At 58.4% G+C, this 23,235-nt stretch carries 30 protein-coding genes; 8 read left to right on the plus strand and 22 right to left on the minus strand.

Annotated features, from left to right (window positions below):
• The 6 genes from pheT to thrS all read right to left on the minus strand — a co-directional run bounded on the left by pheT (position 1) and on the right by thrS (position 6,648).
• A complete protein-coding gene (pheT, locus tag AC1Z24_RS21075; RefSeq protein WP_483742545.1) occupies positions 1-2,379 on the minus strand; it encodes a phenylalanine--tRNA ligase subunit beta in 2,379 nt (792 codons plus the stop codon).
• Between the two features lie 36 nt (positions 2,380-2,415).
• Positions 2,416-3,432 (minus strand): phenylalanine--tRNA ligase subunit alpha, encoded by a 1,017-nt coding sequence (gene pheS, locus AC1Z24_RS21080; RefSeq protein WP_483742546.1) that lies wholly within the window; start codon positions 3,430-3,432, stop codon positions 2,416-2,418.
• A 102-nt stretch (positions 3,433-3,534) separates the two neighbouring features.
• Positions 3,535-3,891, minus strand: coding sequence for a 50S ribosomal protein L20 (gene rplT, locus AC1Z24_RS21085; RefSeq protein ID WP_007905879.1), 357 nt, complete (start codon positions 3,889-3,891; stop codon positions 3,535-3,537).
• 28 nt (positions 3,892-3,919) lie between these two features.
• Positions 3,920-4,114 (minus strand): 50S ribosomal protein L35, encoded by a 195-nt coding sequence (rpmI, locus tag AC1Z24_RS21090; RefSeq protein WP_002553160.1) that lies wholly within the window; start codon positions 4,112-4,114, stop codon positions 3,920-3,922.
• Between the two features lie 60 nt (positions 4,115-4,174).
• Positions 4,175-4,726 carry a translation initiation factor IF-3 gene (infC, locus tag AC1Z24_RS21095; protein WP_259106282.1) on the minus strand — a complete coding sequence of 184 codons (552 nt, stop codon included), beginning with the start codon at positions 4,724-4,726 and terminating at the stop codon, positions 4,175-4,177.
• Positions 4,726-6,648 carry a threonine--tRNA ligase gene (gene thrS / locus AC1Z24_RS21100; protein ID WP_483742547.1) on the minus strand — a complete coding sequence of 641 codons (1,923 nt, stop codon included), beginning with the start codon at positions 6,646-6,648 and terminating at the stop codon, positions 4,726-4,728. The genes infC and thrS overlap by 1 nt, the downstream gene beginning before the upstream one ends.
• 356 nt (positions 6,649-7,004) lie before the next feature.
• Here thrS and AC1Z24_RS21105 point away from each other — a divergent pair, with 356 nt between their 5' ends.
• Both AC1Z24_RS21105 and AC1Z24_RS21110 read left to right on the plus strand, forming a co-directional pair.
• Positions 7,005-7,304 (plus strand): hypothetical protein, encoded by a 300-nt coding sequence (locus tag AC1Z24_RS21105; protein ID WP_483742548.1) that lies wholly within the window; start codon positions 7,005-7,007, stop codon positions 7,302-7,304.
• A gap of 282 nt (positions 7,305-7,586) precedes the next feature.
• Entirely contained in the window at positions 7,587-7,799 is a 213-nt protein-coding gene (locus AC1Z24_RS21110; protein ID WP_259106108.1) for a cold-shock protein, read from the plus strand.
• 69 nt (positions 7,800-7,868) lie between these two features.
• On the opposite strand, the gene AC1Z24_RS21115 is transcribed toward AC1Z24_RS21110, so the two are convergent.
• Positions 7,869-8,195, minus strand: a complete 327-nt coding sequence (locus AC1Z24_RS21115) for an I78 family peptidase inhibitor (RefSeq protein WP_483742549.1) — start codon at positions 8,193-8,195, stop codon at positions 7,869-7,871.
• Positions 8,196-8,455: 260 nt separating this feature from the next.
• Here AC1Z24_RS21115 and AC1Z24_RS21120 point away from each other — a divergent pair, with 260 nt between their 5' ends.
• Positions 8,456-8,668 carry a hypothetical protein gene (locus tag AC1Z24_RS21120; protein ID WP_259106106.1) on the plus strand — a complete coding sequence of 71 codons (213 nt, stop codon included), beginning with the start codon at positions 8,456-8,458 and terminating at the stop codon, positions 8,666-8,668.
• Here the strand turns inward: AC1Z24_RS21120 and AC1Z24_RS21125 are convergent.
• From AC1Z24_RS21125 to AC1Z24_RS21160, 8 genes are all read right to left on the minus strand, one after another.
• Positions 8,661-9,677: a nucleoside hydrolase gene (locus AC1Z24_RS21125; RefSeq protein ID WP_483742550.1), complete on the minus strand. Its 1,017-nt coding sequence runs from the start codon at positions 9,675-9,677 to the stop codon at positions 8,661-8,663. The two genes, AC1Z24_RS21120 and AC1Z24_RS21125, sit on opposite strands and share 8 nt — an antisense overlap.
• Before the next feature lie 33 nt (positions 9,678-9,710).
• Complete coding sequence (rbsD, locus tag AC1Z24_RS21130; protein WP_483742551.1) at positions 9,711-10,115, minus strand: D-ribose pyranase; 405 nt, start codon at positions 10,113-10,115, stop codon at positions 9,711-9,713.
• A complete protein-coding gene (rbsK, locus tag AC1Z24_RS21135) occupies positions 10,112-11,032 on the minus strand; it encodes a ribokinase (RefSeq protein WP_483742552.1) in 921 nt (306 codons plus the stop codon). Before rbsK ends, rbsD begins: the two co-directional genes overlap by 4 nt.
• A gap of 36 nt (positions 11,033-11,068) precedes the next feature.
• Positions 11,069-12,094 carry a LacI family DNA-binding transcriptional regulator gene (locus AC1Z24_RS21140; protein WP_483742553.1) on the minus strand — a complete coding sequence of 342 codons (1,026 nt, stop codon included), beginning with the start codon at positions 12,092-12,094 and terminating at the stop codon, positions 11,069-11,071.
• A 1-nt stretch (position 12,095) separates the two neighbouring features.
• Positions 12,096-13,091 (minus strand): ABC transporter permease, encoded by a 996-nt coding sequence (locus tag AC1Z24_RS21145; RefSeq protein WP_259106101.1) that lies wholly within the window; start codon positions 13,089-13,091, stop codon positions 12,096-12,098.
• Complete coding sequence (locus tag AC1Z24_RS21150; protein WP_483742554.1) at positions 13,088-14,641, minus strand: sugar ABC transporter ATP-binding protein; 1,554 nt, start codon at positions 14,639-14,641, stop codon at positions 13,088-13,090. The genes AC1Z24_RS21145 and AC1Z24_RS21150 overlap by 4 nt, the downstream gene beginning before the upstream one ends.
• Positions 14,642-14,695: 54 nt before the next feature.
• Complete coding sequence (locus AC1Z24_RS21155) at positions 14,696-15,646, minus strand: substrate-binding domain-containing protein (RefSeq protein ID WP_483742555.1); 951 nt, start codon at positions 15,644-15,646, stop codon at positions 14,696-14,698.
• A 278-nt stretch (positions 15,647-15,924) separates the two neighbouring features.
• The gene (locus tag AC1Z24_RS21160) at positions 15,925-16,149 is read right to left on the minus strand and encodes a YgdI/YgdR family lipoprotein (protein WP_483742556.1); all 225 of its coding nucleotides are present in this window, start codon (positions 16,147-16,149) and stop codon (positions 15,925-15,927) included.
• 146 nt (positions 16,150-16,295) lie between these two features.
• Here AC1Z24_RS21160 and AC1Z24_RS21165 point away from each other — a divergent pair, with 146 nt between their 5' ends.
• From AC1Z24_RS21165 to AC1Z24_RS21175, 3 genes are all read left to right on the plus strand, one after another.
• Positions 16,296-16,544: a DUF1654 domain-containing protein gene (locus AC1Z24_RS21165; RefSeq protein ID WP_259106097.1), complete on the plus strand. Its 249-nt coding sequence runs from the start codon at positions 16,296-16,298 to the stop codon at positions 16,542-16,544.
• A 4-nt stretch (positions 16,545-16,548) separates the two neighbouring features.
• Positions 16,549-17,244: an endonuclease gene (locus AC1Z24_RS21170; RefSeq protein WP_483742557.1), complete on the plus strand. Its 696-nt coding sequence runs from the start codon at positions 16,549-16,551 to the stop codon at positions 17,242-17,244.
• A 371-nt stretch (positions 17,245-17,615) separates the two neighbouring features.
• Complete coding sequence (locus AC1Z24_RS21175) at positions 17,616-17,858, plus strand: DUF6555 family protein (protein WP_483742558.1); 243 nt, start codon at positions 17,616-17,618, stop codon at positions 17,856-17,858.
• Positions 17,859-17,895: 37 nt separating this feature from the next.
• On the opposite strand, the gene map is transcribed toward AC1Z24_RS21175, so the two are convergent.
• From map to AC1Z24_RS21200, 5 genes are all read right to left on the minus strand, one after another.
• Complete coding sequence (map, locus tag AC1Z24_RS21180) at positions 17,896-18,687, minus strand: type I methionyl aminopeptidase (RefSeq protein ID WP_483742559.1); 792 nt, start codon at positions 18,685-18,687, stop codon at positions 17,896-17,898.
• Positions 18,687-18,938 carry a ParD-like family protein gene (locus AC1Z24_RS21185; protein WP_483742560.1) on the minus strand — a complete coding sequence of 84 codons (252 nt, stop codon included), beginning with the start codon at positions 18,936-18,938 and terminating at the stop codon, positions 18,687-18,689. Before AC1Z24_RS21185 ends, map begins: the two co-directional genes overlap by 1 nt.
• Before the next feature lie 60 nt (positions 18,939-18,998).
• Positions 18,999-19,343 carry a helix-turn-helix domain-containing protein gene (locus AC1Z24_RS21190; protein ID WP_483742561.1) on the minus strand — a complete coding sequence of 115 codons (345 nt, stop codon included), beginning with the start codon at positions 19,341-19,343 and terminating at the stop codon, positions 18,999-19,001.
• 80 nt (positions 19,344-19,423) lie between these two features.
• Entirely contained in the window at positions 19,424-19,624 is a 201-nt protein-coding gene (locus AC1Z24_RS21195; RefSeq protein WP_483742562.1) for a hypothetical protein, read from the minus strand.
• Positions 19,625-19,740: 116 nt separating this feature from the next.
• Complete coding sequence (locus tag AC1Z24_RS21200) at positions 19,741-20,772, minus strand: Ldh family oxidoreductase (RefSeq protein WP_483742563.1); 1,032 nt, start codon at positions 20,770-20,772, stop codon at positions 19,741-19,743.
• Positions 20,773-20,913: 141 nt separating this feature from the next.
• Between AC1Z24_RS21200 and AC1Z24_RS21205 the strand changes: the two genes are divergently transcribed.
• Positions 20,914-21,645, plus strand: coding sequence for an aspartate/glutamate racemase family protein (locus AC1Z24_RS21205; RefSeq protein WP_483742564.1), 732 nt, complete (start codon positions 20,914-20,916; stop codon positions 21,643-21,645).
• 127 nt (positions 21,646-21,772) lie between these two features.
• On the opposite strand, the gene AC1Z24_RS21210 is transcribed toward AC1Z24_RS21205, so the two are convergent.
• Positions 21,773-22,201 (minus strand): GNAT family N-acetyltransferase, encoded by a 429-nt coding sequence (locus AC1Z24_RS21210; protein WP_483742565.1) that lies wholly within the window; start codon positions 22,199-22,201, stop codon positions 21,773-21,775.
• A gap of 337 nt (positions 22,202-22,538) precedes the next feature.
• Between AC1Z24_RS21210 and AC1Z24_RS21215 the strand changes: the two genes are divergently transcribed.
• Positions 22,539-22,904, plus strand: a complete 366-nt coding sequence (locus AC1Z24_RS21215; protein WP_483742566.1) for a Fe2+/Zn2+ uptake regulation protein — start codon at positions 22,539-22,541, stop codon at positions 22,902-22,904.
• 30 nt (positions 22,905-22,934) lie between these two features.
• Here AC1Z24_RS21215 and AC1Z24_RS21220 read toward each other — a convergent pair whose 3' ends face one another.
• A complete protein-coding gene (locus AC1Z24_RS21220) occupies positions 22,935-23,123 on the minus strand; it encodes a hypothetical protein (protein WP_483742567.1) in 189 nt (62 codons plus the stop codon).
• Between the last annotated feature and the right edge of the window lie 112 nt (positions 23,124-23,235).

Below are 23,235 nucleotides of genomic sequence, written 5' to 3' on the forward strand. Positions count from 1 at the left end.
CTACTTCCTTAACGTGGCGTTTAATCTTTCCTCGAGTGAGGTGAGGATCGCATGCGTAGTCGCATTGACCTCATCGTCATTAAGAGTGCGCGAAGGATGTTGCCAGGTCAAGCCAACTGCAAGGCTTTTTCTATGCGGATCAATACCTTTACCCTGATAAACGTCAAATAACCTGAGGTCCGTGAGCCACTCCCCGGCATTTTCGCGAATAACGTCAAGAACCGAGCTTGCCGGAACGTCTAGATCAGCCAGCAATGCCAGGTCGCGGCGTACTTCAGGGAAGCGCGACAGCTCGTGGAATTTCGGCAAACGTCCTGTAACAACTTCGTCCAGGATCAGTTCGAAAACGAAGACCGCACGATCAAGGCCGAGGCTCTTCACCAGCTCAGGGTGCAAGGCGCCGAGGTAACCGACTTCGCGACCATTACGCTCGATGCGCGCCGTTTGGCCCGGGTGCAGGGCCGGGTGCTGGCCTGGGGTGAAGGTGAATTCATCCAGCGCACCGGAAAAGCCCAATACCGCTTCGACGTCAGCCTTGATGTCGAAGAAATCGACAACGTCACGACCTTGCGCCCAGCCTTCCGGCAGACGGCTGCCGCAGATGACACCCGCCAGCATCGGCTCCTGCTTCAAGCCGTCCAACTGGCCGACGAAGCGCAGGCCGCTTTCGAACAGGCGAATACGATCCTGCTGACGGTTGAGGTTGTGTTGCAGCGCCTTGACCAGGCCCGGCCATAGCGAAGAACGCATGGCGGCCATGTCGTTGGAGATCGGGTTGGCCAACAGCAGCGGCGCGACGCCCGGGTTGAACAGCTCGAACCACTTCGGATCGATGAAGCTATAGGTGATCGCTTCCTGATAGCCACGAGCGACCAGCAGGCGACGCAGCGCAGGCAAACCAGCCCTGGATTCGGCGTTGGCCTGTGGCGCCAGACGCGCTTGCGGGTAACGAACCGGCAGGCGGTTGTAGCCATACAGACGGGCCAGCTCTTCGATCAGGTCGACTTCAAGCGAGATATCGAAACGATGGCTTGGCACTTCGACACGCCATTGTCCGGCGGTTTCGCTGGAAATGCTCAGACCAAGGGCGGACAGCAGGCGCTCGATTTCGGCGGCATCCATCTGCATGCCGAGCATTTGCTCGATACGCTCGGCGCGCAGGGTCACTGGCGCAATGGAGGGCAGATCCTGCTCGCTGACGGTTTCAATAACCGGACCGGCTTCACCGCCAGTGATCTCCAGCAGCAGGCCAGTCGCGCGCTCCATGGCTTCGCGAGCCAGCTGCCAGTCAACGCCACGCTCGTAGCGGTGCGAGGCATCGGTGTGCAGGCCGTAGGAACGGGCCTTGCCCGCAACAGCGATCTGATCGAAGAAGGCGCTTTCCAGGAAAATGTCACGCGTCGTACTGGAAACACCGCTGTGCTCGCCACCCATGACACCGGCGATGGCCAGGGCACGTTGGTGGTCGGCGATAACCAGGGTATCAGCGCGCAGGCTGACTTCCTGGCCGTCCAGCAGCACCAGCTTCTCGCCTTCTTCGGCCATGCGCACACGAATGCCGCCATTGATCTCGGCCAGGTCGAACGCATGCAGCGGCTGACCCAGTTCGAGCATGACGTAATTGGTGATGTCGACGGCAGCGTCGATGCTGCGCACTTCGGAACGACGCAGGCGCTCGACCATCCACAGCGGCGTCGGCCGCGACAGGTCGACGTTGCGGATCACCCGGCCCAGATAGCGCGGGCAAGCCTTGGGCGCCAGCATTTCAACCGAACGCACTTCGTCGTGAGTCACGGGCACAGCAGCGATCTGCGGACGGGTAACCTTGGCGTCGTACAGCGCGCCGACTTCACGGGCCAAGCCGGCCACAGACAGGCAGTCGCCACGGTTCGGTGTCAGGTCGACTTCGATGCTGGCATCGTCCAGCTCCATGTAGACCCGGAAGTCCTGACCGACCGGCGCGTCGGCCGGCAGCTCCATCAAGCCGTCATTGCCCTCGCCCACTTGCAGCTCGGACTGGGAGCACAGCATGCCGTTGGACTCGACACCGCGCAGCTTGGCTTTCTTGATCTTGAAGTCGCCCGGCAGCTCAGCACCGATCATGGCGAACGGGATCTTCAGCCCTGGGCGCACATTCGGCGCGCCACAGACAACCTGGAAGGTCTCGCTACCATTGCTGACCTGACAAACACGCAGCTTGTCAGCATCAGGGTGTTGTTCGGTGCTCAGCACTTCGCCGACAACCACACCGCTGAAGACGCCGGCGGCCAGCGTCACGCTGTCAACCTCAAGACCGGCCATCGACAGACGAGCAACCAGCTCGTCTCGGGAAACCTGCGGGCTTACCCAGCCGCGCAGCCATTGTTCACTGAATTTCATCCTGCTCTCCTGAAAGTTTCGTTATCGACGGGCGACCTAGCGAAATTGCGCGAGGAACCGCAAGTCGTTGTCGAAGAACAGGCGCAAGTCATTGACGCCGTAACGCAGCATGGCCAGACGCTCCACGCCCATGCCGAATGCAAAGCCCTGAAACTCTTCAGGGTCGATGCCGGACATGCGCAGTACGTTCGGGTGCACCATGCCGCAGCCCATGACTTCCAGCCAGCCGGTCTGCTTGCAGACGCGGCAGCCCTGGCCGCTGCACATCACGCATTCCATGTCGACTTCAGCGGATGGCTCGGTGAACGGGAAGTACGAAGGACGGAAACGCACGGCCAGTTCTTTCTCGAAGAACACCCGCAGGAACTCTTCGATGGTGCCTTTGAGGTCGGCGAAGTTGATATCGCGATCGACCAGCAGACCTTCGATCTGGTGGAACATCGGCGAGTGTGTGATATCCGAGTCGCTACGGTACACACGGCCTGGGCAGACGATGCGGATCGGCGGCTTGTTCGCTTCCATGGTGCGGACCTGTACCGGCGAGGTATGGGTGCGCAGCAGCATGTTTGCGTTGAAATAGAAGGTGTCATGCATCGAACGGGCTGGGTGGTGGCCCGGGATGTTGAGCGCCTCGAAGTTATGGTAATCGTCTTCGACCTCAGGGCCTTCGGCGATGCCGTAGCCGATGTGGGTGAAGAATTGTTCGATACGTTCCAGAGTCCGGGTAATCGGATGCAGACCGCCAGATGCCTGGCCACGTCCCGGCAGGGTCACGTCAATACGCTCGGCCGAGAGTTTTGCAGTCAGTTCTGCCTCTTCAAAAGCCGCTTTACGCGTATTGAGAACCTCTGTGACACGCTCCTTGGCTACGTTGATCAGCGCACCGACTTGCGGACGCTCTTCAGCCGGCAGATTGCCCAGGGTCTTCATCACCTGAGTCAACTCGCCTTTCTTGCCGAGATAGTGAACCCGGATTTGCTCCAGGGCATTGATGTCTTCGGCGCTTTGCACAGCCTCAAGTGCTTGAGAGACCAGCGCGTCCAGGTTTTCCATGTACAGACTCCAGATACGAAATAGGGGAAGAGCTTAAAAGGCTCTTCCCCTATTTATGACGTTTAGCACCGCTCCCCGTGGGGAGCGATGATTGTCGGGGACTTAAGCCAAGGTGGCTTTAGCTTTCTCGACAATCGCAGCAAACGCCGCTTTTTCGTTCACTGCCAGATCAGCCAGAACCTTACGGTCGATTTCGATCGACGCTTTTTTCAGGCCAGCGATGAAACGGCTGTAGGACAGACCGTTGATACGCGCACCAGCGTTGATACGAGCGATCCACAGAGCGCGGAACTGACGTTTTTTCTGACGACGGTCACGGTAGGCGTATTGGCCTGCCTTGATTACCGCTTGCTTGGCAACACGGAATACGCGTGAACGCGCGCCGTAGTAGCCTTTAGCAAGTTTCAGAATTTTTTTGTGACGCTTACGGGCAATGACGCCACGCTTTACACGAGCCATGAGTTACTTCCTCTATTCTTGATCAAAATTAACGAAGGCGCAGCATGCGCTCGACTTTTGCCACGTCAGACGGATGCAGCAAGCTGCTACCGCGCAGTTGACGCTTACGCTTGGTCGACATTTTGGTCAGGATGTGGCTCTTGAAAGCGTGCTTGTGCTTGATGCCGTTGGCGGTTTTCAGAAACCGCTTAGCTGCACCACTTTTAGTCTTCATCTTTGGCATGTTCGGATACTCCGCATTCAGTTGATAAACATAACCGCAAGGCCTGCCGTGCCCTGGTGGTTATTTCTTCTTTTTCGGGGCGATGACCATAATCAGCTGGCGTCCTTCCATCTTAGGATGCTGTTCGACGGTCCCGTATTCGAGCAGGTCACCTTCAACCCGCTTCAACAGTTCCATACCCAGCTCCTGGTGGGCCATCTCACGACCGCGAAATCTCAACGAGATCTTGGCCCTGTCCCCGTCACTCAGGAAACGTACCAGGTTGCGTAGTTTTACCTGGTAATCCCCTTCCTCCGTCCCTGGACGAAACTTGATTTCTTTTACCTGAATCTGCTTCTGGTTCTTCTTTGCCGCAGCAATCTGCTTCTTCTTCTCGAAGATCGATTTACCGTAGTCCATCACACGACAGACTGGCGGGATTGCATCGGCAGAGATTTCTACCAGGTCGAGCTTGGCTTCTTCAGCAATACGAAGCGCTTCATCAATCGAGACGATGCCAATCTGCTCGCCGTCAGCGCCAATTAACCGAACCTCGCGTGCCGAGATATTCTCGTTGATCGGGGCCTTCGGTGCAGCTCGTTTATCTTGTCTCATTTCACGCTTAATAATAATTACTCCGAATCTTGGCGACCACGCCGGGAAACCGCTTGAGCGAGGAACTCGGCGAATTGGGCGACCGGCATCGAGCCAAGGTCAGCGCCTTCACGAGTACGCACAGCGACAGTTTGCGTTTCAACCTCCCGATCTCCGATAACGAGGAGATAAGGAACCTTGAGCAAAGTATGCTCGCGGATTTTAAAGCCGATCTTTTCATTTCTCAAGTCGGACTTGGCACGAAATCCGCTTTCCGACAGAGTTTTTTCTACGTCAAGGGCAAAATCTGCCTGTTTATCAGTGATATTCATGATCACTGCCTGCGTAGGCGCCAGCCAGGCCGGGAACGCACCTTCGTAGTGCTCGATCAGAATCCCGATGAAACGCTCGAAGGAGCCGAGAATTGCACGGTGCAACATGACCGGATGCTTACGACCGTTATCTTCCGAAACATACTCGGCGCTCAAACGGATCGGCAGGTTGAAATCGAGCTGCAGGGTACCGCACTGCCAGACACGACCCAGGCAATCTTTCAGCGAGAATTCGATTTTCGGACCGTAGAAAGCGCCCTCGCCCGGTTGCAGCTGATAAGGCAGACCGGCGCTATCCAGCGCAGATGCCAGAGCAGCCTCGGCGCGATCCCACAGCTCGTCGGAACCCACGCGTTTCTCAGGACGAGTCGACAGCTTGAGCTCGATATCCTTGAAGCCGAAATCTGCGTACACATCCAGAGTCAGCTTGATGAAAGCTGCCGACTCGCTCTGCATCTGCTCTTCAGTGCAGAAGATGTGCGCGTCGTCCTGAGTAAAGCCACGCACACGCATGATGCCGTGCAACGCACCCGACGGCTCGTTACGGTGGCAGGCACCGAACTCGGCCAGACGCAACGGCAGTTCGCGGTAGCTCTTCAGGCCCTGATTGAACACCTGCACATGGCAAGGACAGTTCATCGGCTTGATGGCGTAGTCGCGGCTCTCGGACTGCGTGGTGAACATGTTCTCGGCGTAGTTGGCCCAGTGCCCGGATTTCTCCCAGAGCGAACGGTCAACCACTTGCGGCGTCTTGATTTCCAGGTAGCCGTTTTCGCGCTGAACCTTGCGCATGTACTGCTCGAGCACCTGATACAGGGTCCAGCCCTGTGGGTGCCAGAACACCATGCCCGGCGCTTCTTCCTGGGTATGGAACAGGCCCAGGCGCTTGCCGATCTTGCGATGGTCGCGCTTTTCAGCTTCTTCGATACGCTGAATGTAGGCAGCCAGTTGTTTCTTGTCAGCCCAGGCAGTGCCGTAGACACGCTGCAGCTGTTCGTTCTTCGCATCACCGCGCCAGTAGGCACCAGAAAGCTTGGTCAGCTTGAACGATTTAAGGAAACGGGTATTCGGCACGTGCGGACCGCGGCACATGTCGACGTATTCTTCGTGATAGTACAGGCCCATGGTCTGCTGATCGGGCATGTCTTCGACGAGGCGCAGCTTGTAGTCCTCGTGACGGACGGTGAACACCTCGATCACTTCGGCGCGCGGCGTGACTTTCTTGATCACGTCGTAATCTTTCTCGATCAGCTGCTGCATGCGCTGTTCGATCGCAGCCAGGTCGTCCGGAGTAAAAGGACGCTCATAGGCGATGTCGTAGTAAAAACCTTCGTCGATCACCGGACCGATGACCATTTTCGCAGTCGGGTACAGCTGCTTGACGGCGTGACCTACCAGGTGAGCGCAGGAGTGACGGATGATTTCCAGTCCTTCCTGATCCTTGGAGGTGATGATTTGCAGGGTTGCGTCGCCATCGATCATGTCGCTGGCGTCGACCAGTTGGCCGTTGACCTTGCCGGCAATGGTCGCCTTGGCCAGGCCTGCACCAATGGAAAGCGCGACATCGGCTACGGATACAGAATGATCGAACGAACGCTGACTGCCGTCGGGAAGAGTAATAGTTGGCATGGCGCCTCCTCTCCTAGTGGTGACCCCTACCAAAGGTCACATGGGTTGGGATGAGCCAGTATTGATCCGGTGGTATACCCGCCTCACAGTGGCAGGAGCCTTGCGGCCAACCTTGAACCGAACCAGATGACTGGAATTCAACGAAACTTCACTACGCGGGGCTGGCGAATCTTCAGCCATACGCCACGAGTAAAATCAAGGACGCGCATCCTATCACAGCTCTGGCGTTACACATGCATACATAAATCAATCAAAACACAGGCATTTCGCACGCAGAGTGAACCGTCGGGGCTATTGACCGTCAGACCTTGTGAGAATCCTGCCCTGCAAGGGGCACATTTGAACAAGGAGAACGCATGAACACATTCCGTCTTCTCGCCCTGCTCGCCCCTGTGGCACTGGTCCTGCCATTGAGCGCCAACGCCGCCATGGACAAGGCGACCCGGGATAACTTCACCCAGAACTGCATGGCCGCTGCCAGCCAGAAGCTTGATGCCAAAGCGGCTCAGGCCTACTGCACCTGCGGCGCCAACTCGGTGAACAAGCATTTCTCGGACGCCGAAATCAAGACCCTCAGCGCCTCAGCCACGCCTCCGGATGCATTGACCACCCGCTTGAGGGCGGCAGTGACTGAAGACTGCGCCAAAGGAAAGTAACAAAATATTTTCCGACGCCCGGCAGCACTTGTCGGGCGCATGCCTGTTTACTGGAAAGTGGCTGCAGGCCTTGAATTGCTTGAGGTGCAGCTGCGGTCTGGTTCGCGCGAATAGCGTATCGACCTGAAAACAAACAGCGATAATTTCGCAATATTATCTACCAGTGCGCAAACTGCTCAGCGAAATGGCTCTACTTCGACACATTTGGACTATGATAGCCCGGTGTGCCTATCGGCCTGAGCAGCACGCACTACTGAAAAATTATGTTTTTGGAGATACACCATGTCTAATCGCCAAACCGGCACCGTAAAATGGTTCAACGATGAAAAAGGCTTCGGCTTTATCACTCCACAGGGTGGCGGTGACGACCTGTTCGTACACTTCAAGGCTATCCAGAGCGACGGTTTCAAAAGCCTGAAAGAAGGCCAGACTGTTTCTTTCGTAGCTGCTAAAGGCCAGAAAGGCATGCAGGCTGAGGAAGTAAAAGTAGTCTGATCATTCAGATGCTTGAAAAAAACCCCGTTATCACGGGGTTTTTTTATGGGTGACAATCGGTGCCCGCTATCAGCCGCAGTTGACCCGAACGACATTGGCGCTGCTGTCGGTGTTCAGGTTCAGGCGATCAGAGCGATATTCCAGGGTGATCATGTCATTGGGGCCAAGGACACGGGCCGTCCGGGCACCGGACTTGCTGCGCGCCTGCTCGAGCAGGGCTGCCGAAGCGGGCTTGCCGACTGCAAACTGGGCCGTACTGGCGTCACAACGGGTATTTTCATTGGTGGCGGCGCCGGTTGCCGCAGGGGCCGCACTCGACGTGGACTCAGAGGTGCTGCAACCGCCCAGAATCAAGGTGGCGACGATAAAACCAAGCGATGTGACTTTCCAGGGCATACAGCCTCCTTGATAGATAAACAAACTCAGAACCTTGCGACCCTGAATAAACGCGATGGTTGCACGGGTCGGGCAAATCAAGGAACGCAAGTCTGCACGATTGGAGGCACCACAAGGTCGGCGAAATCGTCACAAAACGCTTCCAGCGCGCTCAATCATGCCTAAGTCGCAGTGCCAAAACAGCGGCAACAATGATTTACTGTCGCTACCCGGCGCCCGCTCCAGGGCGTTTTTTCACCCAGTCAGAGACGAGACACACAATGGCAGTTGTATCCATTGATGCGGACATCAAGGCCAGATGGCCACAAGGACAATGCTCCCACAGCCCTTCAAGCCCGGAAGAACTCACCATCATCGCCATCGACCTGCTGGTCAAGGAGTTGGGCACCGGTGGCGCCCAGGCGTTTATCGGCCAGATCCTTGCGCGCTATCCGGCAGAGTCCGACACCACCTTGGCCTCATCACCTATTTGAGACGCGCCAGGCGCTGACTCAATAGATCGAAGAAGCCTTGGGCATCACCGTTTTCGACCCAGAACACGTTTTTATCGTGGTCCAGAGTGCCGTACCAGTCGGCGATGGTCTGGCCGAATGTCGGCCCATCACGGCTGTCGATCACCAGATTGACCTGGCGCCCCGAAAACAGCTCGGGCTTGAGCAGCCAGGCGATCACACTGGCGTCATGCACAGGCCCGCCGGGCAAGCCGTAGTGCACCATGTCCGCCTTGACGTACTCATCGAGAATGCCCTTGACCAGCTTGCCTGCGCCGTTGTTCAACGCCTCGATCTGCTTGAGGCGCTGCTCACTGGTGAGGATCTTGTGGGTGACGTCCAGCGGCACATAGGTCAGCTTGACACCACTGGCCAGCACTATCTGCGCAGCATGGGGATCGGCGAACAGATTGAATTCCGCTGCCGGGGTGATATTGCCGCCATTGAAATGCGCCCCACCCATCACTACCACTTCCTTGATGCCCTGGGTGATCTCCGGGGCCTGGATCAGCGCCAGTGCCAGATTGGTCTGCGGCCCTAGCATGGCGATGGTGACGCTGTGAGGGCTGGCCTTGCGCAGGGTATTGATCAAATAATCGACCGCGTTGCCTTCGGCGAGGCCTTTGGCCGGCTCATGCACCGTGACACCCGGCAGGCCTTCCTGGCCGTGAATGTTTTCGGCATAGATCGGCGTGCGTACCAGTGGCTTTGGCGCCCCGGCGTATACCGGAACGTCTTCGCGCCCTGCCCACTCCCGCGCCAGACGAGCATTGCGCGAGGTCTTGTCCAGCCGTACATTGCCCGCCACCGTGGTGATGGCCAGTACGTTCAGCTCTTCGGGCGATGCCAGCGCCAGCAGCAGCGCCACGACATCGTCGGCACCGGGATCAGTGTCGATGATCAGATCGCGCGTCTGCGCTCCGTGCACGGTAGTGGCAGCGAGAATGGACAAAAGCATTGCGCTCCTGATCAAGCGTTTCAGATATGACATGGGAACTCCCTGTTCCTGGTTTGAAAAATATTGTTAAAAAACCACGCCCGCCACCAACGCAATATTGGTGTAGGGCTGACATTCGCCGGTACGCACGATCGCCTTGGCACGCCGACTCAGTTCTTTCAGTGCTTCGTGGCTGAGCAAGCGTTGCTCACCCAATGCGCCCGCCTCGCCGAGGTTCTGCACCACAGCCAGGGCAGGCGGTTGCTTGAGCAGCATCTCTTCAGCCAGTACATGGCTTTCGACCTGCATCTCGGTCAACACGATATTCAGCACACTGACGAAATCCGGGACGCCATGGGTCAGGGCCAGATCGATCAGCTCCACGCCTGGCGGTACCGGCATACCGGCGTCGACGATCATGACGATATCGCCATGGCCCAGGGAAGCAATCACCCGGGACAAGGCAATGTTGAGCAAAGGGGTCTTTTTCATGCGCAAAGGCTCGCCTGGACTTCATTGAAGGACGGAATCGAGGGCTGGGCGCCGGCCCGGGTGACTGACAGGGCTGCGGCAGCCTGACCGAAGCGAATTGCCTCGGCCTCGCTCAAGCCCTGGGACAAGGCTGCGGCGAAACCACCGACAAAGGTATCCCCCGCCGCCGTGGTATCGACGGCCTGTACCTTGCGCGCAGGGAAATGCTCGAAACCCTGGCCATTGGCGAACACTGCGCCCTGCTCACCCAGGGTAATCAGCACCTTGCCGGCCCCGGCAACGATCAGCGCTGCGGCCGCAGCTTTGGCAGAAGCCAGGGAGTCCACCGGCAGGCCGGTAAGGATCGCCGCCTCGGTTTCGTTGGGAATCAGGTAATCGATCAGCGCATACCATTGCGCAGGCAATGGCGCCACGGCCGGGGCGGGATTGAGAATAACGGTCTTGCCCAGTTCGCGGGCGCGCTTGAGGGTATGGGCCACGGTCGGTACCGGCACCTCGAGCTGGCAAATGACCACTTCAGCCGCTGCCAGCAAGTGGTCAAAGCCTGAAACCCGCTCCGGGGTCAATTCGCCATTACCCCCGGCGACAATGATGATCGCGTTCTGGCTGCTGTCATCGACGACAATCGAGGCGATACCGGTCGATACGTTGTCCAGACCGGTCACGGCCTGGCAGTCAATCTGTTCCGCCAACAAGGCCCCGCGCAACTGCTCGCCATAGGCATCGTTACCTACACAGCCGATCATCGCCACGCTGGCGCCCAAACGCGCTGCGGCGACGGCCTGGTTGGCGCCTTTGCCACCCGGCACGGTGGCGAACGACTCGCCTGCCAGGGTCTCTCCGGCTCGCGGCAGGCGCGGTGCGCGGATGACCAGATCCATGTTCAGGCTGCCCACAACCACTACTTTTGCTTGCATGACTTCCACACTCTTCAATCCAGTCATTACAGTAACTCAACGATATTCGCTGAACGCGTTGCCCGGCGGCGCCGTCGACTCGCGCAAGACAATGCTCGGGGCAACAACACGCTTCTCTGCGGGCAAAGCTCCCTGAGTCGCGATGCGCCGCAGCAACACCTCAGCCGCGGTCTCGCCCAGTTGCAGGATCGATTGCCCTACGGTCGTCAGCGCCGGATAGACATATCGACTCATTTCGATATCGTCGAAGCCGATCACCGACAAGTCGGCGGGCACGCGGATATTGCGTTCCGCAGCCGCCCGCAGCACGCCGATGCCGATCATGTCGTTACCGGCGAAAATCGCGGTGGGCGGGTCCGCCGCCAACAAGCCGACCGCAGCGGCATAACCTCCGGGGCTGGTGAAATCGCTTTGCGCGATCCAGCTCTGCGGCACCTCGATGCCCGCCTCCCTCATGGCACGTTGGTAACCGGCCAGGCGCAAGACGGCCACGCTGGTCTGGGCCGGGCCGCAGATACAGGCGATATGGCGGTGCCCCAGCTCCAGCAAATGCCGGGTGGCCAGATAGGCACCCAATTCGTGATCAATACGCACCAGATCGGCAGCAATACCGTCCAGCTCACGGTCGACGATGACCATGGGCGTGCGTACGGCAGCCAGTCCTCCGGCCGCCAGCTCAGTATCCCCGCCCACGGACGAGACGATCAGGCCATCGACGCGCTTCTCCAGCAACACCCGCAGGTAGCTGCGCTGCTTGTCGGGATTGTCATCGGAGTTGCAGAGGATCACGCAAAAGCCGTTGCGCTCACAGTAATCCTCGATGCCCCGGGCCAGCTCGGCGAAGTACGGGTTGATGCCGTTGGGGATCAACAGCCCGATAGTCGAGGTGGCCTTGGCCTTGAGGGAACGGGCTACGGCACTGGGGACGTAGTCGAGTTGGGCAATGGCCGCCTCGACCTTGATCCTGACCTCATCGCTGACCGGCCGGGTCTTATTGAGGACATGGGACACCGTCGTGTAGGAAATCCCTGCCATTGCCGCAACATCTTTGATGGTAGCCATGTCAGCTTTGCCGCCGTGCGCGATTGCTACGGTAAGTGTCCAGGACCACGGCGATGACGATCACCGCGCCGGTGATAATGCGTTTGGTCGGCTCGCTTGCACCGATCTGAGCCAGTCCTGCAGCCAGCACCGAAATGATCAGTACGCCGAAGAAGGTACTGATCACCGAGCCTCGCCCGCCCATCAGACTGGTTCCACCGATGACCACAGCGGCGATGACCTGCAGTTCCAGACCGGAACCGGCATTGGGATCGGCCGCTTCCAGACGGGAAATCTGAAACAGCGCCGCGACACCCGCCAACAAGCCCATCAGGGAAAACACCAGGATCTTGTAGGGCTTGGGATTGATACCGGCCAGACGCACGGCTTCTTCATTGGTACCGATGCCGATCAGGTAGCGACCGAACACCGTGCGGGTCAGTACCGCCTGAGCCAGCAGGATGATCAGCAGGGCAATGATGAAAGACGGCGAAATACCGAACGCAATCGGATCGGAGAGCCAGGCGAAGGAGTCGCCGATATAGGCGGTGCGCGAATTGGTCATCTGATAGGCCACGCCACGAGCCATCTCCAATACGCCCAGAGAGACGATAAAGGATGGAATGCGCCAGGCCACAGTGATGGAGCCGGTGATAGTGCCTGCCAACGTCGCGCACGCGATACCGAGCAACGCTGCCGGAAATACGCTCCAGCCCCAGCCCAGCATGGCCACGCTCACCGCCGAAGCGGCCAGGGCCAGCACCGAGCCCACCGACAGGTCGATGCCGCCGATGATCAGGATAAAGGTCATGCCCACCGAGAGGACCATCAGGTCCGGGATCTGGTTGGCCAGGGTGCTGAAGGTCTCGTAGGACAGGAAGTGATCGCTGAGCAGCGAGAACAGCACGATCATCGCGAGCAAGGCACCGGCCAGGCCCAGATAAGTGCCAAGGCCGAAATAGGTGCCGCTGCGCTTGGTCGATACCGGCAGTGCTTGAGTCGAAGTGGAAGTTTTCATGAGACGTTCCCGGGCGCTGCGTCATTGAGCAGCGCATCGCGTTTTTGATAGCCGGCAAAAGCAGCGGCCAACAGTTCATCCTGGGTCCAGTTGTCGCGCTCGAAGGTGTCGATCAGCCGACCATCCGACAAGACACCGATGCGATCACAGATCAGCATCAGCTCGCGCAGGTCGCTGGAAACCACTACCAGCGCCCTGCCCTGGCGAGTCAATTCGCCAAGCAACGTGTAAATATCGAATTTGGCACCGACATCGATACCCCGGGTGGGCTCGTCAAACAGCATCACCGGGCAGTCGCGTTCCAGCCAGCGGCCGATCACCACTTTCTGCTGATTGCCGCCGGACAGCTCGCAGACCAGTTGCCCTGGACTTGAGCTGCGAATGCGCATGGCCTCGACCTGACGCTGCGCCAGACGTGTTTCATCGCCGTGATTGACAATGCCTTTGCTGGAAATGGCTTCCATATTGCCCAAAGCAATATTGGCGCTGATGGACTGGCTCAACAACAAGCCTTCACCCTTGCGGTCCTCGGTAATCAGGGCGATACCATGGGCCACAGCATCCACTGGCGAGCGAATGCTGGCGACGCGCAGCGGGCTGCCAACTTCTATATGACCACTATCGGCCGGGTCCGCACCGTAGATAAGCCGCAATAACTCGGTACGCCCGGCGCCAATCAGCCCGGAAATGCCAAAGATCTCGCCGCTGCGCACCTCAAAGGACACATCCTTGACCTTGCCCGCGCGCGTAAGCCCTTTGACTGACAGGGCCACGCCACCAATGGAACGCTGGCCAAGGTCGATGTGCTCACCCAGTTCGCGACCGACCATCAGGGTCACCAGTTGCTCGCTGTTGTAGTTGGCAATCGGCTCGACGCAGACCAGGCGGCCATCACGCAATACAGCGATGCGCTGGGCGACCCTGGCCAGTTCTTCAAGGCGATGGGAGATATAAATGATCGACACACCCCGGGCCTGCAGGCGGGTGATCTGCTCGAACAGCATCTCGACTTCCCGGGCGGTCAGCATCGCCGTCGGCTCGTCGAGGATCAGCACATGACAATCGCCGATCAGGTTACGGGCAATCTCGACCATCTGCTGATGGCCAATGCCCAGCTCACCGACCGGGGTATCCGGGTCAATCGCATCAAGACCGACCTGGGCCATGGCCTGGATCGCATCGGCGCGCAGTCGCTTGCGATTGATCCAGCCGCCACGACTGGGCAGGTTATCGAGAAACAGATTTTCCGCCACCGACAGCGTGGGCAGCAGGTTCAGCTCCTGCATCACCATGCGCACGCCCAGGCGTTCGGCCTGGGTTCGACTGGCCGGTTCATAGGGCTTGCCCTGGAACTGCATGTTCCCTGTAGTGGGGACGACCAGACCGCCGATGATCTTCGACAGGGTGCTCTTGCCCGCACCGTTTTCGCCGGTTAAGGCCAGCACTTCGCCGCGCATCAAGGTCAGGTCGATGTCGCTGAGAACAGGTTGGGCGTAGGTTTTACCGATACCGCTGACAGACAGCACAGCGGCCTGGGCAGACGCTGACATAAAGCTCTCCACGCGCCTGCCGCAGGGCGGGCAGGCGCTGTTGTTCAGACGCGATTATTTGGTGACGAGCTCAACCGGCGTTTCGATCACGCCATCCTTGATATCGACTTTCTCGCCCTTGACCATTTTCAACGCCGTCTCGATACCGAAAACCGCTTGTTTGGCGGCGAATTGGTTGGCGGTAGCCAGGACACGACCGTCTTTGAGCATCGGCTGGATGGCTTTGATGTCGTCATAGCCTACGACCTGAACCTTGCCCGCCTTGCCTGCAGCACGTACCGCAGCAACTGCGCCCAGAGCCATGCTGTCGTTGCCCGCGAGCAGCGCCTTGAGGTCCGGATATTGGGTGAGCATGGCCGAGGCAACATGATTGCCCTGGTCGATTTCCCAGTTACCCGATTGCGTCGAAACAACCTTGATCTGCGCGGCGTCCATTGCATCCTTGAAGCCGGCGGTGCGCTGCTGGGCGTTGGTGGTGGTTGGCACGCCTTCAATGATGCCGACCTGATCACCGGCCTTGAGCTGCTTGGCGAGGTAGTCACCCACCAATTTCGAACCCTTGCGGTTATTCGGGCCTACGAAGGGCACTTCAATACTTTTGCTCTTGAGCACATCGCCATCGAGCTGGTTGTCGATATTGACCACCTTGATGCCGGCATCCATGGCTTTCTTGATAACCGGCACCAGAGCCTTGGAATCAGCCGGCGCAATGACCAGGGCATCGACCTTGGACACGATCATCTGCTCGACGATCCTGATTTGCTCCGCAGTGTCGGATTCGTTCTTGATACCGTTGGAGAGCAGATCGAAATCGCTGCGGTGGTCTTTCTGATAAGCCTTGGCGCCGTCTTCCATGGTCAGGAAAAATTCGTTGGCCAGGGATTTCATGACCAGGGCGACTTTGGGCTTGGCGGTGTCTGCGTAGGCAGCGGAGAGAGGCATGGCCGCAGCGGCGGCGGTGAGCATGGCGACAGCGAGAAGGCGTCCAGCAAATGGCAGCTTCATGGGGGGGGTCACTCCAGTCTTATGATTATTTTAAGGACTTCGATGATTGCAGCGATTTTGCGCGAACAGCGTTGAGAATAACTATTCGCGCAAACGTTTGCGTCTATCAACTATGAACAACCGCGTAGGGCTTTGTCAATCGCGAAAATACGACAGAATCGGCATGTTGAACGAGCGCGTTTGCAAAAGCGCACAGGTGAAACAATTAAGCACCGAGATTCCACGGAGGAAAGACGACGAGGATAGCCGAGAAACTGAACGAAGATGCCGAAAAGCGGTCAATCCTGCGGTTTGACTGTAGCCACTTCGTCAGCGCGCACCTTCACGGTCTTGCCGGAAATGTCCTCGAACTCATAAAAACCGTCTGTGGTTTTGGTCTTCGGTGCGTCACGGGTGATGTACTGAGTGCCGTTTTGCAAAGTGACGACCGTCGGGGTGGAACAGCCAGCCAATACAGCAAAAATCCCTGCCGCTGCGGGCATAAGCCAGTATCTGCGTTTCATAAGGACTCCGTTCTGAAAAGTGCCTGCATAGCGTTGAGATCAATCCCCGGCAGATTGGTTCTGCAACCCGTCGCTTCACGCTGATGTTGCGAAACATTCGGCATTGAAATACTGTATATGCGTACAGCCAATTTAAGGATCACCTCGTGACAACATCAGCGGCCGCCGCGCCCTCCTTGACCGCCTACCAACGTCTCGGTACCCGGGTACAGAAGATCATCAACTCCACCAGTGCGCAGAAGGCCAGGGCAGCCTTGATCTTCCGCCAACCCGATGAACTGGAAGATGACTGGGCGCAGTTGCTCGAAGAAATTGCCGAGAACGACAACGTCACCCTCGCCTATCGCGATGATGGCGGTGTGCAGATTTTCTGGACAGTGCCCAAGGAAGACTGACGGCATGATGGTTCGTTTTTTTACCTTGCTGTGCACCACCCTCGCCTTTACCGCCGTCGCCCACGCTGAAGCACCGCGCACATTCAGTGAGGCCAAAAAACTTGCCTGGGGCCTCTATGCGCCTCAGTCCACCGAGTTCTACTGCGGCTGCAAATACACGGGCAACCGCGTTGACCTTGCCGCCTGCGGCTATGTCCCGCGCAAGAACGCCAACCGTGCCAAGCGCATCGAGTGGGAGCACATTGTTCCGGCCTGGCAGATCGGCCACCTGCGCCAATGCTGGCAGAGTGGCGGACGCAAGAACTGCACGAAAAGCGATGCGGTTTACCAGCGCGCCGAGGCCGACCTGCACAACCTGGTCCCCAGTATCGGCGAGGTTAATGGCGACCGTAACAACTTCAGTTTCGGCTGGCTGCCGGTGCAGAAAGGCCAATACGGCGCCTGCCTGACCCAGATCGACTTCAAGGCAAAGAAAGTCATGCCCCGGCCATCGATTCGCGGAATGATCGCCCGGACTTATTTCTATATGAGCAAGCAATACAACTTGCCGTTGTCCCGCCAGGACACTCAGCTTTATCAAGCCTGGAACAAGACCTACCCGGTAGAAAGCTGGGAGCTGCAACGCAATCAGCGGGTCGCTTGTGTCATGGGCCACGGCAATGAGTTCGTCGGTCCGGTCAATATGAAGGCCTGTCGCTAGATCCGAACGACAGCTTGCTGACGCCAACTTTTACGCTTGCGTCAGGACACGTCGAGGCCCTGCAAAAACACTAACAACCTCAGTTTTTTGGGGGCCTCGGAGCTAACGCCCCCTCGAATTGAGGGTGGTTGCCGCCACTCATCCGGCGACGGTTCAAAATCATGTAAAAAGATGTAAATTTCGAGCTTCCGGATTTCCCGGAGAGCTCCTTATCCTCTTAGAGAAAGCAGTCCGATTCATGGCCGCTTGAAGTTTTTGCATGCCTGTTTCGATCTCGAAAATGAAGTAGCCCACCTCCAGGTGCGGTTATGTACACCGGAAGTACACATTTAGAGCGACGTATTGGATACGTCTCACAGGCGAGAGCAATAATGAATAATCAGAAGGATTTTGAGATTCACTATAGGTTTCGTGGCGAACAACGGCATTTTCGCCATCAGGCAGCTCATCTCTGTGAAAGCGACGCCCTGCATTTCGCAACACTGCACGCGGGTGTCGGGACCGTCAGTGGCAACGTCGCCGCCGGGCCGGTCATGCTGGCGATTCTTCAGGCCGAAGGGTTTGGCATTACCCAGGTGCACTGGAAAAAGAACCACAACAGCATCGGTAACTGAAAACATCAGCCCCGGCCGCAGGGCCGGGGCTGATGCTTCAGATCGCCGGATATTCGCCGGTCCCCTCGGGCCATGGCGTCAGCAGCTCAAACCCCTTATCAGTCACCGCCACCATATGCTCCCACTGCGCGGACAGGGAAAGATCCCGGGTCAGGACCGTCCAGCCATCGGCGAGGGTCTTGGTCCCAGGCTTGCCGGCGTTGATCATCGGTTCAATGGTGAAGACCATCCCCGCTTTGAGCTTGAGGCCCTTGCCCGGCGTGCCGTAGTGCAGCACCTGGGGCTCTTCGTGGTAGTTACGGCCGATGCCATGACCGCAATATTCGCGCACTACGCTGAATCCCTCACGATGTGCCACGGTCTGGATTGCATGACCGATATCCCCCAGCGTCGCGCCGGGACGCACCGTATGGATCCCCGCCCGCGTCGCTTCATAGGTGGTATGCACCAGACGTCGCGCCAAGGGGCTGACTTCACCCACCAGATACATGCGACTGGTATCGCCGTACCAACCATCCTTGATCACCGCCACATCGATATTGATGATGTCGCCGTCCTTGAGGATGTCCTGGGCAGACGGAATGCCGTGACACACCACCGCATTGGGTGATGTGCAGGTAGTTTTGGTAAAGCCGTGGTAGCCGACATTGGCCGGGATGACCTTGAGTTCCTTGACGATGAAATCATTGCAGATATCGTCCAGCGCCTCGGTACTGACCCCGGCCTTGACGTGGGGCTTGATCATTTCAAGCACCTGGGCAGCCAGACGCCCGGCTACCCGCAGGTGCACCAGATCTTCTTCAGTCTTGAACGTAATTGGCCCACTCATCAGGAGGCCTCCCGCTCAGTCGCGGTGATCGAGGCGATATCGCCCGCCTGGGCACTGAGCAACGTACCGCCTGCCGCCTCGGCCCGGATCAGCATCTGGCAGATTTCGCTGTAGTCCAGGGATGGGTGCAGCTCGGCAAGCATGCCGACACGCATCCAGTGTTCGGCCTGGGCGTTGATGGAGCGACTGAGCGCCGCACTGGCGGCGCGGATATTGGCGTGCATCTGTTCGGAAATCTTTACCAGGCCCATGGGTCACCTCGAGTTGAATATACGAAGCATATACGTTTCATATATTCCCGAGCAAGCCTATCAGCCTTCGAGTCTGGAATGGGGCAGGCAGCACGCCAATGACCACGTCAATTGGCCGATTGCGTTTTGATCGGGCTTGGTCAGCACCCGATAGTTCAGCAGCATGGCTTTTTCGGCATCGTCGAGCGTATCCAGCGACACTGGCATACGAGCACCCGATAGCAGATAGAGAACATCCACGCCCTTGAAACCCAACGCTACCAGGTAGTCCGAACGAGGGGCCCGGGCGCCACTTTCGTACTTACCCTGGGCATTGGCCTCGACCCCGCCCATCTGCGCAAATTGCTGCTGTGAAAGCCCCATGGATTTGCGCTCCTCTTTCAAGCGCGCGCCGAGGTTTTTCATTTTGGGGTACCTGAAGCGGAATGTTCATCATCCACGATACGCTCCATTTGAACCCCGCGTTGCGATATCGGGACCGGCGATCAGGAGTCGCTGCAATGGTTGCTCGAAGAGCTCGCGGGCCGTTCATAACCGTATTGCGCACCAACAATAGCCAGGGTCGCCTGGGCTTCGGCTGCCTGGAAGCGCTGAATCGCGCTGGCCAGTGCAAGGAAGTCCTCGCGTTGCATTTCATGGGCGCGGGAAACGCGATTCAGCGGGGTCTGGAGCTGATTCGGGGACATAGGAAACTCCTTCTTCAATATACTGTGTATGCATACAGTATTTTGAAGAGGAAGCCAGCGCAAGAGCTCAGACGACGAGCGGTCAGTCTTCGCTGGCCGCTGTCGTCGCAAGCCAATCAGGCGCCTGCAAGCTCACGCAATTGCAGCCATTCGGTCTTGCTGATCTCGATGCCCTCAACCAGCGACCGGGCGCGCTGCACATAACGACGATCACCCGGCAGGCGTTCCTGACCGACCCCGTGCATCTGCCGCACCAGCTCTTCGCTGCGCTCGGCAAAACTCTGGCCGCTGCCCTTGTTCGGGTCGATGACGATGAGCAACTGCCCGGTCCAGGGCGTTTGCGCGCCGGGGTGCCTGAACCAGTCGAACTCGAAGGAGAAATTTCCGCCCGTGAGTGCAGCAGCCAGCAGTTCCACCATCATCGACAGCGCCGAGCCCTTGTAGCCACCAAAAGGCAGCAGCGCTCCGCCGTCGAGAATGGCCTTGGGGTCTTCGGTCGGTTGACCGGCGCGATCCACGCCCATGCCCGCTGGCAACATGCGCCCTGCCCGCGCGGCAATCTGCACGTCGCCATTGGCAATGGCACTGGTAGCCAAGTCAAAGACAATGGGTTCACCACCGGCCCGCGGCGCGGCGAACGCAATCGGGTTAGTGCCGAACAGTGGCTTTTGTGCACCGTGGGGCACAACGCAGGTCATGCTGTTAACCACACTCAGAGCCACCAGCCCTTCTTCGGCGAAGGGCTCGACATCCGGCCAGAGCGCAGCAAAGTGATGGGAATTGCGAATGGCCAGAATGGCGATACCGGCACTGCGGGCCTTGTCGATCAACAACGCTTTGGCCGCCATCAGCGCAGGCTGGGCAAAACCACCGGCCGCATCGACCCGGATGAACCCGGCACCTACATCCTCGACCTTCGGCTCTGCCGTGCCGCTGACCCAACCGCTGGCCAGGGACGACAGGTAGCCCGGAATACGGAAAATGCCGTGGCTGTGGGAGCCGTCACGCTGGGCGCTGGCGCAGTTCTGCGACAAGACGCGGGCAACCTGCGGCGAGGTGCCGTGACGCAGGAAAACCTGGCGTAACAGTTCTGCCAGTTCATCGAAAGACAGGCTGTGGGTCTCGGCATTGTCGCGGGGTGCAGACATCTGAAGCTCCAGGGTCATGATCGGGAAATGGCGGCGCGGCGCAGCGCAAGAAGTAGTCAGGTAAAAGCCAGCACGCAGAGTACTGCCCGCCGACAAACAGGTAAACTGCCAGGCTTTGCCGCCGCTCATCAAGGACCCTGCATGCGTATTCTCGTCGTCAACGTCAACACCACAGAATCCATCACCGAGGCCATTGCCGCCCAGGCGCGCTCGGTGGCAGCGCCCGGCACCGAGATCATCGGTCTGACCCCGCATTTCGGCGCCGAATCGGTGGAAGGCAATTTCGAGAGTTACCTGGCGGCCCTGGCCGTCATGGACCGCGTGCTGTCCTACGACCAGCCCTATGACGCGGTGATCCAGGCTGGCTACGGCGAGCATGGCCGTGAGGGCCTGCAAGAGTTGCTCGACGTGCCGGTGATCGATATCACCGAAGCCGGTGCCAGTATGGCCATGCTGCTGGGCCACGCCTATTCCGTGGTGACGACCCTGGATCGCACGGTGCCGCTGATCGAAGATCGCCTCAAACTGGCCGGGCTGTTCGAGCGTTGCGCTTCTGTTCGGGCCAGCGGCCTGGCGGTACTGGAGTTGGAGGAAGATCCACAGCGCGCCGTGGAAGCCATCGTCACTCAGGCTGAGCGGGCGGTGAAAGACGACAAGGCCGAGGTGATTTGCCTGGGCTGCGGCGGCATGGCCGGTCTCGACGAACAGATCCGCCAGCGCACCGGCGTGCCGGTGGTAGATGGCGTAACCGCCGCCGTAATGCTGGCCGAATCCCTGGTACGCCTGGGCCTGTCCACCTCGAAAGTACGCACCTACGCCAAGCCCCGACCGAAAACCATTACCGGTTGGCCGGGCACGTTTCGCCGTGGATAAAAAACGATGTCTGTGGGACCGGCTTCAGCCGGGAAGAGGCCGGTGAAGTCCGTCGCATCCAAGTGATCAGCACCGACGCCTTCCCGGCTGAAGCCGGTCCCACATAAACCTCACTGCCACCTGGCTCTTACTGATCCAGGCGCTTGTGGAAAAACAGGCGCTGATGGCCCGGCGGATAGTCCTGCAACTGGCCGAATTCGCTGAAGCCGTGCTTGCGGTAAAAATCCGGCGCCTGAAAGTCAAAGGTGTCGAGCCAGATACCCACGCAGTTTTTCTCCCGCGCCAGATCCTCGGCCATACCCATCAGGCGTGAGCCGGTGCCCTGGCCACGGGTCTGCTCAGGTATCGCCAACAGCTCGATGAACATCCAGCGATACAACAACTTGCCATACATCCCGCCCAGCACCTCATTGGTCTGTTCGTCCCGCACCAGCAGAGCGAATTTCTCCGCGCCCGCGTCTCCCGCCTGGGATGCGTTATAGGCACGCAGGGGGGTGAGGATGGCCAGATAATCGTCTTCTGTCGGCTGATTCGTCAGCTCGATCCGCGTACTCATTGATCTCTTCCTTTTAAAAAGACTTTCTGATTTGGCCCTTTCCTCTCACAGGAGCAGCTTTAGCCGCGAGGGCGTCCGCCCGGCCGCTCCTGCACAAAAGCCAGAGCCTAGAGAGGTCCGCATGTGCCGTAAAGCCACTCGTTGGAACGTCACGGGCAAATCTCATCCTAATGTCGGTCTTGAACAAAAACCCTAACCCGGATCTAATGAGAATGAGACGCATAAAAATATGACTCGTATTAGCCTTTATTTTCAATAAACACTGAATGACTGCAGCCCTCATTCGTTCATTGAAAGCAGGTCGTTTGAATCGAGTCGAATAAGGAGTTGGCAGTTAATGAATCGCACCTTGCTGCATCGCAAAGCCACCACAGCGGCCCGGCCGCTGCCGCCAACACAGGGCACGGATCGCCCGGGCAACGACCATATTCGTCAATTGCTCAAACGCTTCGGCCTGCGTACCAGCCTGGTTCGCCTGAAGGTGTTGGATGCGCTGGTCAATGCCAGCGAAGCAGGCCATCCACTGGGCGTGCGCGGCGTGCACAATCAGCTGTTGAAGCTGGATATTCCCATGTCGTTTCTCAGCGTACGCGAGGTGCTCAAGCGCCTGTGTGACGAGGGCGTGATTCACATGAACGCGGACAAGAGCTACAGCCTGCATCCCCTGGCCTGGCAATCACTGCAGGGTTCGACGGCGCAATAACCGCCGAACCCGCAGGCTCTGCCGATGCGCTCAGGGCTTGACCTTGCGGCGCATGACGCCGTTGATCACCACCACCAGCACCGCCACGGACACGGCGATGTACTTGAAGGTCTCTTCGGTAATCACACCGCTGTTCTGCAAATGGGACAGACCGAGCATGATCGCAAGTACGGTAAGGGCGATCAGAATCGAGTACATCAAACGTTGCTTGTTGGTCATTACGGACATTTCCTGAAATCGTCGATGCGCCATATTACGCGATGAGCAGCACCTGACACACGCCTGTGCGTTAGCACCCCCTTGCGCAGATTTGCGCACATTCCGACAAAAA

The sequence above is a fragment of the Pseudomonas sp. JL23 genome, from assembly GCF_056933585.1.